Source organism: Peribacillus frigoritolerans, assembly GCF_030676415.1.
Taxonomy (GTDB): domain Bacteria; phylum Bacillota; class Bacilli; order Bacillales; family DSM-1321; genus Peribacillus; species Peribacillus frigoritolerans_A.
In genome coordinates, this window is the sequence record NZ_JAUUTW010000026.1 from 19,154 (window position 1) to 31,437 (window position 12,284).

General features: G+C 35.9%; 16 protein-coding genes. 1 reads left to right on the forward strand and 15 read right to left on the reverse strand.

Annotation, left to right across the window (positions count from 1 at the left end; all coding sequences use genetic code 11):
* Window positions 1-116 precede the first annotated feature (116 nt).
* The 14 genes from Q8G36_RS20865 to Q8G36_RS20930 all read right to left on the reverse strand — a co-directional run bounded on the left by Q8G36_RS20865 (window position 117) and on the right by Q8G36_RS20930 (window position 10,113).
* Window positions 117-1,364, reverse strand: a complete 1,248-nt coding sequence (locus tag Q8G36_RS20865) for an MFS transporter (protein WP_305161505.1) — start codon at window positions 1,362-1,364, stop codon at window positions 117-119.
* 152 nt (window positions 1,365-1,516) lie between these two features.
* Complete coding sequence (locus Q8G36_RS20870; RefSeq protein ID WP_095392354.1) at window positions 1,517-1,954, reverse strand: GNAT family N-acetyltransferase; 438 nt, start codon at window positions 1,952-1,954, stop codon at window positions 1,517-1,519.
* Between the two features lie 320 nt (window positions 1,955-2,274).
* Entirely contained in the window at window positions 2,275-2,424 is a 150-nt protein-coding gene (locus Q8G36_RS20875; RefSeq protein WP_056529733.1) for a hypothetical protein, read from the reverse strand.
* Window positions 2,425-3,046: 622 nt separating this feature from the next.
* Window positions 3,047-3,223 carry a DUF4083 domain-containing protein gene (locus Q8G36_RS20880; RefSeq protein ID WP_084786005.1) on the reverse strand — a complete coding sequence of 59 codons (177 nt, stop codon included), beginning with the start codon at window positions 3,221-3,223 and terminating at the stop codon, window positions 3,047-3,049.
* A 167-nt stretch (window positions 3,224-3,390) separates the two neighbouring features.
* Complete coding sequence (locus Q8G36_RS20885; protein WP_305161506.1) at window positions 3,391-3,633, reverse strand: hypothetical protein; 243 nt, start codon at window positions 3,631-3,633, stop codon at window positions 3,391-3,393.
* A gap of 241 nt (window positions 3,634-3,874) precedes the next feature.
* Window positions 3,875-4,279 carry a hypothetical protein gene (locus tag Q8G36_RS20890; protein WP_305161507.1) on the reverse strand — a complete coding sequence of 135 codons (405 nt, stop codon included), beginning with the start codon at window positions 4,277-4,279 and terminating at the stop codon, window positions 3,875-3,877.
* A 212-nt stretch (window positions 4,280-4,491) separates the two neighbouring features.
* Window positions 4,492-4,839, reverse strand: coding sequence for a hypothetical protein (locus Q8G36_RS20895; protein ID WP_305161508.1), 348 nt, complete (start codon window positions 4,837-4,839; stop codon window positions 4,492-4,494).
* 161 nt (window positions 4,840-5,000) lie between these two features.
* A complete protein-coding gene (locus tag Q8G36_RS20900) occupies window positions 5,001-5,666 on the reverse strand; it encodes an HAD family hydrolase (protein WP_305161509.1) in 666 nt (221 codons plus the stop codon).
* A 278-nt stretch (window positions 5,667-5,944) separates the two neighbouring features.
* Complete coding sequence (lspA, locus tag Q8G36_RS20905; protein WP_305161510.1) at window positions 5,945-6,418, reverse strand: signal peptidase II; 474 nt, start codon at window positions 6,416-6,418, stop codon at window positions 5,945-5,947.
* Between the two features lie 315 nt (window positions 6,419-6,733).
* Window positions 6,734-6,877 (reverse strand): hypothetical protein, encoded by a 144-nt coding sequence (locus tag Q8G36_RS20910; RefSeq protein ID WP_305161511.1) that lies wholly within the window; start codon window positions 6,875-6,877, stop codon window positions 6,734-6,736.
* 99 nt (window positions 6,878-6,976) lie between these two features.
* Window positions 6,977-7,447, reverse strand: coding sequence for a DinB family protein (locus Q8G36_RS20915; RefSeq protein ID WP_305161512.1), 471 nt, complete (start codon window positions 7,445-7,447; stop codon window positions 6,977-6,979).
* Between the two features lie 149 nt (window positions 7,448-7,596).
* Window positions 7,597-8,118 carry a GrpB family protein gene (locus tag Q8G36_RS20920; RefSeq protein WP_305161513.1) on the reverse strand — a complete coding sequence of 174 codons (522 nt, stop codon included), beginning with the start codon at window positions 8,116-8,118 and terminating at the stop codon, window positions 7,597-7,599.
* Window positions 8,119-8,297: 179 nt separating this feature from the next.
* Entirely contained in the window at window positions 8,298-8,468 is a 171-nt protein-coding gene (locus tag Q8G36_RS20925) for a hypothetical protein (RefSeq protein WP_305161514.1), read from the reverse strand.
* A 679-nt stretch (window positions 8,469-9,147) separates the two neighbouring features.
* Window positions 9,148-10,113 (reverse strand): hypothetical protein, encoded by a 966-nt coding sequence (locus Q8G36_RS20930; protein WP_305161515.1) that lies wholly within the window; start codon window positions 10,111-10,113, stop codon window positions 9,148-9,150.
* A gap of 581 nt (window positions 10,114-10,694) precedes the next feature.
* Between Q8G36_RS20930 and Q8G36_RS20935 the strand changes: the two genes are divergently transcribed.
* Window positions 10,695-11,765, forward strand: a complete 1,071-nt coding sequence (locus tag Q8G36_RS20935) for an SDR family oxidoreductase (RefSeq protein WP_305161516.1) — start codon at window positions 10,695-10,697, stop codon at window positions 11,763-11,765.
* A gap of 39 nt (window positions 11,766-11,804) precedes the next feature.
* Here the strand turns inward: Q8G36_RS20935 and Q8G36_RS20940 are convergent, their stop codons facing one another.
* Window positions 11,805-12,185 carry a winged helix-turn-helix transcriptional regulator gene (locus tag Q8G36_RS20940; protein ID WP_053537382.1) on the reverse strand — a complete coding sequence of 127 codons (381 nt, stop codon included), beginning with the start codon at window positions 12,183-12,185 and terminating at the stop codon, window positions 11,805-11,807.
* Window positions 12,186-12,284: the final 99 nt, after the last annotated feature.

Sequence of the window (12,284 nt, forward strand, 5' to 3'; positions counted from 1 at the left end):
AGAAAAGGACCTATTAATGCAAAAACACATTGTGTTAATCTTGAATTATTCCTTTGGACATTTCTATAGTTCCATTGGCATTTTGCACCCGTTAGTTGAAGATGATCTTCATTTTATTATGATTTAAAATCAACAGTAGAAAATTTCTTTTTGTTTGCCTTAACTAAAGTAAAAGATAATATAGCAGAAATAAAGATTAGGATTGAACCGAATATATATACAGCTCGTACTCCAACAAAGTCAGCAATGAAACCCATTAGAAAAATGGATAAACCTGTAACAGTTGATAATAGGATACCTTGGGATGCATACACTTTGGGTAAATGTTCGGTTTGAATATTTATTTGAAATGCAGTTTGTTGAGCTACATCTCTTATTTGGTAGGCTGGACCCATTGCAACACAAAGCAGAAGAGCCAGTATAGGAATACTCGTCAGCCCATAAATTAACGTGAAAATACTAAATAATAACGAACCAATCGCCATACTAAATATCAAGTGCTTCTGAATTGTTTTAGCTATGAACAAGGTGATTATACCCCCAAAAATAGCACCAATATAATAACTTGCATTAATAAAACCCCACCATTGCTCTCCTTGGTTTAAGGCTTCTTTTACATACACCAATGTTATTGCTCCAATCCAAATGGAACCTGCCATTCCCTCAATAACATCCATTAAAGTAACCATTCTAAGAGTTTGATTACGCCATAAAATACCCCATCCTTCATTCATTAGTACCCACTTAGATTTATTTTCCACCTGAACTTCATTATTAATGAAATATTTTGATGTAATATATAAAGCCAATACAGAAACCCAAAGCAATACTACATTAAAAGCCAAAGTTGAATTATGTCCCCAATTTATTACAGCAAAACCTGTAAAGCTATACCCAGCTATTTGAACAGATTGAGTTGTGATGGATAGAGAACTGTTAGCTTTCACAAGATTTTCTTTCGGTACAATTTTAGGTGTAACAGAGTTAAGTAATGGGTTTCCCCATCCTTCCATAAAAGATATAACTAAAATAAATAATGACAGAACATAAACATGATTAGTTACAGGCAAGAAACCCAGAAGTAAGAAAGTAAGTATTAAAGCCTTCAAACCTTGAAGACTCACAAGTAATTTAGAGAAAGTGAACTTTTTATAAAGTAATGGTGATGTTAGACCAGCAATTAAATTAGCCAAGGCTTTGAATAATGGAAATAATGAAGCCATTAATGCAGAATCAGTTTTTTGATATATAAATGTGGTAATGACCATAATGTAAATGACATCAGCTAGGGCTATGCTTGTCTTTGCAAACCAGAAACTATAAAACGGTATTCTTTTCATAATATCTCCTATTGATAAATCCACCCATCTAAAACACTCCTATTTTTTTATGATTATATTATTAAATACGTGTTTTCTTCTTGAGCTAACCTGCCCCGTTAGTTCCATTAGAAAAAGGCTGCCGCAGCAACCCCTGTTATTAAAGTAAAGCACCGTTAGTGAAAGAAGCCAGTTGCTTATAATGGCAAACTCATAGTAACTGTTCTTATGTTAAATCCCATTTTTTCGTACAGTTTAATAGCTTGATTCTCTGCAAATGCACTGAGACGGACTTCAGAGTATCCATCTTGTCTTAAATGGTCAATGGCAGTTCTCATTAACCGTTTAGAAATTCCATTCCCTCTAAATTCTTCTATAACAAATAATTCATAAATAAATCCACTCATCTTATCAGTAAATTGGTCTTTACTTGACCCTATAAGAATCCATCCCATTAATTTATCGATCTCTGTTGCTATTAAATAATAGCTTCCCTTTTCCAGTAGAGGTTCAACAAGATGTTTGATTTTTTCATTTGTAGGTTTTACTTCACCCAATGTGCCATCAAATACAGCTTGTGGAGAAAGTAACATAACCTTTTTAAGTTCCGAATCGTTAGGTTTTCTAATATCCATTAATAATGTCGAGTCCTTTCAATATCCTTTTATAAAGTTTAGCATAATATCCCAATATTCTTCTTCCAAAGTCTATAATTACTTTGATTTCTTGTTCAACTAAACTGCCCCTTTAGTTCATTAAGGAAAACCAAAATCAAGTATTGATTTTGGAAATCAAAACAATGGACGATAAATGAATTAGAGGATTATTATTCCAATGATGAATTTATGAAAGGGAAAGACGTTGTGAAAAGTGAATTTAAATAATAAAAAAGCCTACGATCCCTGTTGTTCAAGGATCGTAGGCTTTTTTTTCTTCAATAGCTAACTATTTAATATTATTTATCTGTTTGTTTTTGCTTCTTTTTCAAATACTCCGCACGTATTTTTTCAAGTTGCTGCTTTTTATCAAATTTGGCAGGCGTCTGTTTTTCATGAAACTTTGTTACAGCTACCTGACCTTTGTAATCCAATTGATATTTTCCCACTTTGTTCACCTACATTTCTTGTCTTTAAAGAGAATCTATTCAACAAATATAATATACCTTATTTTACTGAAGTAAACCTTATTACTTTATTAGTGTAAGACTTATTGTAGAGTTGACACAATCTGTGCAGCACAACAACCCGAATCCAAGAAGGAATTCGGGCAGAATCTTCAAATGCAATATTTGAAAATTTTAGGTATTAGGCTAATGCCTTCTATAGTTGCCATGTTGATAAGCCTTTCAACTCAACTTTCCACGCCATCTAGTTATCAGTAGTTGACAATGACGGTTCCAGAGGGTTAATTCGATTAAGTTCACTCACTCTATGATAACTAAACAACACTCAAGTTTGTTCCATTATCCGAATTAACGACAAAACTATAGGACTTGTATTAACCATTGTGGACACATTTTGAAATATTTAAACATTGTTTTGGTTTAATTTGTTGCACAGTCCGACTACACTAAGGGCTTGTTCAACTAACCTGCCCCGTTAGTGCCATAAGAAAAGCTGTCTTAAAGACAGCTCCGATCTTCAGCTAACGCACCCGTAGTTCATTAAGACTTATTGTAGAGTTGAAATAAATAGTGCAGTAAGGATTAATGCCAAAAGAGAAAAAGATTAATTTTTCTTATCCTTTTCAAGTAAATCAATAATTCTATCAAGCTTTTGTTCGATATTTTCTGACTTGCTTGGTTGTTTAGTAACGAGAGAACGAACAAGAAAAAACACACCAGAAAAAATTCCAAATATAAAAATAAGGAAAACTAGTTGATATAACATATCGCCAATATTCATATTAATTCCTACCTTTACAATTACTGGTGTTAGTGTACCATATTTTTTACTACACAGTTCTTTAACACTTCGCTTATGGAACTAAACTGCCCCTTTAGTGCCATAAGAAAAGGAGCTGCTGATCAGCTCCTGGTCAATGAAGTAAAGCACCCTTTAATTAGTCTCTATCACTTCATATATTTGTAATAAAGATTTACTAAGGAAAAGTAAACTAACGCAGAACCAAAAATAAAAAATAAGAACTCCTTTACCTTTTTCGCTTCCATCTTTAAATCTTCATTGTAAAAAAGTTGCATGTTTTCGTTTATAGAAATAGGAGTCGTAAAAATTGATAATATCAATGCAAGAACAGTGAAAACCCCATATATATTTAGTACTGTTCTTAAAGTAATTCCCTTTTTTGAAATCAAACTCCTCCCCCCCCATTTTTCATAATGATTAAATAATAATACGAATAGACACATGAGAAAGTTTCTTATCAACTGGAAGTTAATGAACTAAACTGCCACGTTAGTGCCATAAGAAAAAGCTGCCTTAAAGACAGCTCCGATCTTCAGCTAAGGCACCCGTTAGTTGAACAAGAACCTTGTTATCCATTATTCAAGAGCTTAAGTTCATACAAACCATCTTTAAATGCAAATAATCAAAGGGTTACTCCTTATTATTTAACGAAAAGTTTTCAACCTCTCCATTCCACTTCACTTCTATATCGATAACATCAGTTTTTGACGTAGAAAATTCACCCGTTTCATTTTTATGTGTTTTGTATACACCAGTACTATTCAATTCAATAAGGCTCATACCCCAAGCATAATTAGGAGCATTAATCTTAAATTCAAGGTTTTCAACAGATTTATAATCTTTTCCTTTGAACTGTAATTCAAACTTTTTAGTTTCTTTATCGTTATCAGTTTTTACTACATTAAGTTTTGCTGACCAATTTTCACTATCACCCTTAAAATTCAAATTTTCTGATGATTGTTGGCAAGCCACTAATAATAGCAATAATATTAAATTAAGGGCATAAAGGCTTTTCTTTTTAATAGTAATCCCCACTTTTACTTTTTTCTTTATTGTACCAAAAATGGAACATTTAACATCTTAAATTGACTACTCAAATCTTATACTACAATCCTGCTCCTTTAGCACCATAAGAAAGAGCTGATCGTCACAGCTCTTTAAAGAACTAACGCACCCGTTAGTTTAAGTAGATTTCTTCACAAATTCATTAAATCGTTTTTTATCGGCCAGTTTTCAACAAATTTTATTTACTTATTTTTTATATTTACTGCTAAACCTTCTATACCATTTTTAGTAAGAGTTTCATTCACTATTTTTTCCAGATTTTGTTTTGTACTATCGAAATCTTCTTTTGAAGTTCTAATCCCCAAATTAACTGAGTTGGTTTCTGTGGATATTCCATAAGCTACAACAACGTCAACCTTCTGCTTGTCTAGTTCCTTAAAAATCAATGATTCAATTTCCTTATCTTTCTTATTTGTTGAAAATATTTCTGGATCTTTAGGAGTATTAGAACAAGCAGTTAAAAACATAAATACTAGACTTACCAAAATTAATTTCTTATTAATGATTTTTCCTCCTCTTTTATTTGGCATATTAACCCTTGAATTTAACATTACCGTAATTATTTTCTTTGCTCAATGGACAAATGGAACTTTTTGGGTTAGCACTAACCTGCCCCGAGAGTTGCATAAAGAAAGAGCTGCCTTAAAGACAGCTCTGATCTTCAGCTAACACACTCTTTAGTTCAAGATCTTTAATTAACTTGACTACCCATCAAAATATCCTTTAACTGGCTTACACTTTTGACAATATGAGTAGGGTTAGAATGACTTAGTTCTTCAAATGAACCATATCCATAAGTTACTCCAATAGAGTTAATTCCAGTGTTATTTGCACCAATAATATCGTGCTTCCTGTCGCCAATCATAATAAAGTCACTAAGCGTATGTTTCTTGTACTTATCTAGTATGTATTGAATTATTTCAGTTTTTGACGCTCTTGTTCCATCAAGGTTACTTCCGACAATAAGTTCAAAATATTGATCAATATTAAAGTACTTTAGTATTTGTTCAGCAAATACAGTAGGCTTTGAAGTTGCTACAACTAAAGTAAATTGTTGTTCTTTTAACGATTTTAATAGTGATGCAATATTTGAATATAACTCATTCTCAAACATTCCCTTTTCCTTAAACCTCTCCCTATATAATTCAATTGCTTTTTGTGTGTTTTTCTCGCCAAAATCGTAATATTCAGCAAATGAAACTTGTAGTGGTGGACCAATAAAACATTCAAGTTTATCAATGTCAGGCTCAACAATGTTCATTTTTTGTAATGCATATTGAACCGATTTAGTTATTCCTACCTTGGGGTCTGAAAGTGTTCCGTCTAAATCAAATAAAATTACTTTGTAATTATTCATATTAAACTCCCTTATTATATCTAATAGTCACCCTAATTTTACCATAGTAATTAGAAATAAGTTCCAACTCTTGTTGAACTATCCTGCCCCTTTAGTTTAAGTACATTTCTTCACAATCTCACAAACACATTAGCATAATATATCCAGTTTTGCTTGGAAGTCTTATTTAATTAAATAGCTCTATTCATTAAAAAAGAGCGCAATTCTTATACCAGAAATGCGCCCTTTTGCTTAATAACAAAACTAATATGTTCTCAGCTTTTGATTTTGTCTTTAATTTAAATTTGTTGATTCACGTTCTTCTTTTGTTTGTCTTCAAAAAACATATGAATAAATAATAGAGAAACTCCAATACAAAGAGAGGAATCTGCTACGTTAAATATAGGAAATGGGTATGATCCAATGTAAGTTTGTATGAAGTCCACAACTTCTTTATGGAAAATACGGTCTACGAAATTCCCTATAGCCCCACCTAACATAAGTCCAAGTGCAATTCCTATTAAACGCTGATTTCTTACATACTTTTGGATATAAATCACAAGTCCGATTACTACGATAACGGTGATAACATAAAAGAACCACATCTGATTTTGAAGAATTCCCCAAGCAGCACCTTGATTACGAGATGACGTAATATACAAAACGTTTTCGATAACCGGAATACTTTCTCCGATCTCCAATTCTTTAACAATAAGCCATTTTGTAAACTGATCAAGTGTAATGATAATAAGGGCGATAATATAGTAAAGCACAAGCTTTCCCCAACTTTCCTAGAATATAACTTTGAACTATTACCTTACTGCTATTACTTTACCATAAAAAACCAAATTTTATATCTTAAACTAATCTGCCCCGGTAGTCACATAAAAAGAAAAATCTTCCTTAAAGACAGCTCTGATCTTCAGCTAAAGCACCCGTTAGTTTAAGTACATTTATTCACAATCACAAAGTCTAAATAAGTGTTTATAATTTTAGAAACCTCATTGATTTGCAGGTAGGACATTGGGCTGTTGAAATATCGGTTTCATAATTCACCCAATCATAATTACAATTAGAACAGTGTAGAACTATATGCTTTTTTTGTATTCTTTTGATTCTTTTATATATAACTCATAATCTTGAGGGAACATATCTGCTAATGTACGAAATACAAAATTACTATCGCACTTACGTCCGTTCCAATATTCTTTACCACCTTTATATTCAATCATATTTTACACTTCCTCCTACTATTAGTTCCATAAAGAAAAGGCTGCCATAAAGACAGGTCCGATCTTAAGCTAACGCACCTGATTGTTGAATAGTAAGATCTATTCAAATAATGGAACTTTTGGGTCTATCCCATAACAATGAACAAGCATAGAGTGTAATTGCCCTCTGTGATGATAAACGTGAGCTACAATCTCTAACAACCATTCATAACGTGAGTATGTAACACCCCAATAAGAAGTAATTTCCTCTTGAAGTTCGACTTCTGTAAAATTCATAAATTTATCTTCTAAAAATTGATGATTTTTTATCAATGCTTCTTTCATCTCATATAGGCTTTTATATGAAATACTTGAATAAAACTTATTCATCTTGTCTTGGGATTCCCCGTCCGATATAAGCGAATCAGCTTCACAAATTATAGCAATGTGTTCTAATAGCTCTCCTATTGAATGCTTATTGGGTGTAGGTCTTTTTTGTAAGTCATTTTCTTCTAACTTTTCTATCATCTCAGCAATTGTCGTTATAGCCACTTTAATTTGATTTAATGCACTCTTACAATACGTATTCATCTCATCCTCCTTTACTTCAAATAAATAATAATATAGGTTCGCATTTAATTTTAGCTTTATCCTCTATTCAACTAACCTGCCCCGTTAGTGCCATAAGGGTTGCCTCTGCAACCTCCCTTATTGAAAAGCACTTGTTAATGACAGAAGTTTTATTTATTTTTTTGTTCTTCTTTTGCTTTTTCAAGGACATTTTGTATAAACGGTTCTTTTGCTTGAGTATATCTGGTTCTGTCTAAGTAGTGCTCTAAAGCCAAATCCTTTTTTAATTGATGGTATTGTTTAAGTACATCAGAATGAGTTCTTAAATAATTTCTAAACAAAATATTATTATTCCAATGTCTACTTTCAAACTTGTAAATATGTAAATGGTGTGTACCTGCTCTCCATTGTCCTTTTCTAAAAAAACGCCTTTCTGGAAATTCCTTATGAGCTACAAATTCATACCCTATTTGTTTTAAGGGTTCAATAAATTTGTCCACTTCGTCTAAATTAGTAACGCCAACCATTATATCCAAAATGGGTTTTGCTCCTAATCCAATAACCGATGTACTCCCAATATGCTCAATGCATATATTGTTCTCTTTTAAGACCCCCATTATCTTCTTTTTTTCCTGCTCGTATTCCTTCGACCAATTTGGATTATAATTTTCGATTACAACTGGTTTTTCCATATTTCCCACCCATATCATTTAATAGAAATTATTATATCTTGTTTTTCCACTATCCTGCCCCGTTAGTGCCATAAGAAAAAGGCTGCCGCAGCAACCTTCCTTATTGAAGTAAAGCACCCGTTTGTTGAACAAAGAACTTTTATTTTTTCTGTTAATTGACTTGAAAAAATAACCAATTTTTATTCATTACAAGCATTGGTTGTTTCGTCACCAAATACTTTGGCAATTGTGTTCGAAATTCCCTGTGCCCCTAAACACATTTTATATTCTGATTCATCTGATATTCCAAAATTAAGGACTATACTTACTATAATTACGAATGATGCTACTGCAAATAATATATTCTTCACATTGATATCTCCTTTAGACAAGAAATTATTTCCATCAAAAGCGTATCAAAGATTTACTAAGCCGTAAATACAGTTATAGACTTATAAAATATAAGACTTTAGTCGTAACTCCCATGCTATTATTAGATATGTTCCATCTTCTAACTTCCACACTATACTACAGTTATCCTTTTTTTTAGTAACCTGCTCCGGTGTTATTCAACAATATGGCCCTTTTCTGGAATATCATTATGTTATTTTTACCATAAAAGTCCTTTAGACAAATTACTGTGTAATGACAATAAAGTTGTTTAATTTTTGGTGCAATTGCTGAATAACACCTCATAGATGTAACAATAAAGTCGTTTAAATTGATGGGTTGTTCCACAATCGGGCTTTAATGGAATAATGGTCACAAAAATAATCAAACTTTTTTATAAAAGAATGCTTCAATTGAATATATTAAAAGCGTATTTTGATCAATCTTTTTTCAAAACACGCTCTTTCTTTTAATCATTTATTAAGGTTATTAGCATCAATTTGATCGAACATTATTCTAAAGCAACATCAAAGTCAAATTGGACTCTTTTATCCATAATTATCTCTCCTTTAAAACCATTCTTAAAGCCTTTGCATTATTGTAATCATGGTCTAACTATTTTTATGGGTAATTCATCTCCGTGGTTCTGTGTAATCAACTTCAGTTGGACTCATCTCGAAGGGCTCGACGGCGTTCGTGCAGCACCAGCAGGATAATCATCCCCATTATTACACCTAAGACGATGCCGGCCTGTGTGGTCAACAACCATGCCAATGGGTACTCTGGGGAGGGTGGCGCATCGAGTCGAACTGAAGATAAGGCGGAATAGAGGTTGTTGGAGAACAACGCTCCCGATGAAATCCATGCCGCTGCCATAGGGGGTAGAAACCACCTCGACCCACGGCGGGATGCTACCACCAGTATGCCCCACGCACCTGCAAAGGACCACACGCCTATACTCAATGACAGCAGGTGCCACCACACATCGCGTTCACCCATGGTTGCCGGGTCGATGCCGAAAGAGCCACCAACCGCCCAAAACACCTTGATGACACCGAGCAGAATGCAGCCGGCAGCGACGATCCTAGCCAAGATGATCTGCAGTTGTCGAGTATTGCCCGGCAACTCCTTGTAGTCGGTTGTGCCACTCAGCGCCTCTGGCCAACGTGCCTTTGCATACCCCGCCAATGCAATCGGCAGGAAGATGCCGATCCCGAAAAGTGAGATCATGACGAAGATCTGCTCGTATACCCAGAAGTCGGCGGCACCTGCCTCTTGATCCCGGATCATAGCTGCAGGGCCCAGAACCGGTGCAATCAACAGCATGGGAACGAGCAAACCGGTACCAACCCAAATGGGTAGAGCAACCAACCACGCAGGTAGCCGCTCCCCCCACGGCCTGCAGAACGCCATTGCAAGAAGGATACCAATCGCAGCGAGAACGGCGGTTACTGCGTTTATAATGCGCCAGCTGGCGTCACCCATTTGCTCGGTTGGAAGGAAGAGACCGAAAGTCCATACGATTTTGATCAGCAGGTAAGGTGTTACTGCTATTGCGGCACCATAACCGCAGATTCTACGCAACCTCATCAATCTTGAGGCCTGCCTCTCTGCACTAATAGTCACCTTCTCATCTCCTCTACAAGTTCTAACTCACTTTGTTTCATAATTATTTATTCACTCCTATCCTAATGCCTTTAACGCTTTTAAACCTTTCTTGTACAACTTTCAAGTACTTATATTTCCAAGACTCATATTAGTGCCTTCCTTACATAACATAGTTACTCTAGATTATCGAATAAAATATCATAACTCTAAATTAACTTCGATTTCCCTTTGAGTAATCCCTTCCTTAATTCCATTAAATGGCCCAATTGTTGAACAACTCCATATGCACTCTTGAACTATCCTGCCCCGTTAGTTCCATAAGAAAAAGCTGCCTAAAAACAGACCCGCTCTTCAGCTAACGTACCCGTTAGCACAAGAACGAATAAGAGAAGTAATAGGATTATATAACAATTTAGTAAACTAGCATTATTTTAAAATGATGGCTTTTTTGATGTTATTAATACAAAATATTTGTCTTAAGAGCACTGCTGGATTACAAAAAAGTGCTTATGGTACTCCAAAGTGCGTACTTCTCAAGTGTGGTTTCTTGATGCAAAATAACAGTGAACAAAGCACATTACAGAAGGAGCTGAAACACTATGAATAATGAATCTCAAACAACACGCAAAGTCGCCTTGGTTGTAGGCGCAAATGGTGTTATCGGACGCAACCTTATTGATCACCTCATTACTCTCCCTGACTGGGACGTGATCGGCGTATCGCGTCGAGGCGGAGAGTCTGTCGGCCGTGTCCGGTATGTGGCTGCAGATCTACTCAATATAGACGACACCCGCGAGAAGCTAAACAGTTTAACTGAGGTAACACACATCTTCTATGCCGCCTATCAGGACCGTCCAACTTGGGCCGAACTTGTTCCGCCCAACCTCGCCATGCTAGTGAATACCGTAGAGGCGATAGAACCAATCGCGTCGGGTTTAAAACATGTCAGTTTGATGCAGGGATACAAGGTATACGGCGCACATCTCGGCCCGTTCAAGACCCCTGCTCGTGAGACAGACGCTAACCATATGCCACCCGAGTTCAATATTGATCAGCAAGATTTCTTAGAACAAAGGCAAAAAGGAAAGGCTTGGACTTGGTCGGCGCTCCGTCCTTCTGTAGTCTGCGGTTTCTCGCTTGGAAATCCGATGAACCTCGCCATGGTTATTGCGATCTACGCCTCAATTTCGAAGGAGCTTGGACTTCCGCTACGGTTTCCGGGCAAACCGGGTGCTTATGACAGCCTCTTGGAGATGACAGATGCGGGGCTTCTCGCGAAGGCAACAGTATGGGCGGCGACAGAAGAGCGTTGTGCTAATCAGGCATTCAACATCACGAACGGCGATCTGTTCCGTTGGAATGAATTATGGCCGAAGATCGCTCACTACTTCGGCTTGGAGACGGCGCCTCCGCTGCAGATGTCACTGGACGTTGTCATGGCGGACAAGGAGCAACTTTGGAACAAAATGGTCAATAAGCATGGGCTTGCTCAGCATTCCTATAAAGACGTATCCTCCTGGCGATTCGGTGATTTCGTGTTCTCTTGGGATTACGATTTCTTCGCCGACGGAACTAAGGCCCGTCGCTTAGGTTTTCACGAATTCGTCGATACCGAAGCGATGTTTATGAACATCTTCGACGACTTCCGTAAACGTAAAGTTATCCCATAAACGAAAAGCCGGCCTTGTATATTATATTAGGTCGGCTTCTTATATGTTATGTACGTCTTCAAGCTGTGGATTGGCTAGAACGGTAGCCCTTCCCCCGTACTTTCTCTCTATATGCGAATCCCCCCACCTACACATCAGATGCAGGATCTCCTTTAGACTCCAGCCGTAGTCGGTTAACTCATATTCGACTTTTGGTGGAACCTGATTGTAAGAAATGCGCAAGATGACGCCTTCCTCTTCAAGCTCCCGAAGTTGCTGTGTTAACATTTTTTGAGTAATTGCGGGTATCAAGCTTTTCAATTCATTGTTACGTTTCTTTCCAAATGTTAGATGAAAGAGAATTACGGGTTTCCACTTTCCTCCAATCACCTCCAAAGTTGCCTCTACCGCAGTGTTGTAAATCTTATTAGGATCCTTCATTACACACCTTACCTCCCTTTTAGAATATTTCGACTCAGGTCACTGGTAAACATCATATGAATTGGAGCCATTAAATATCCGTTTTTGTACATTATAACT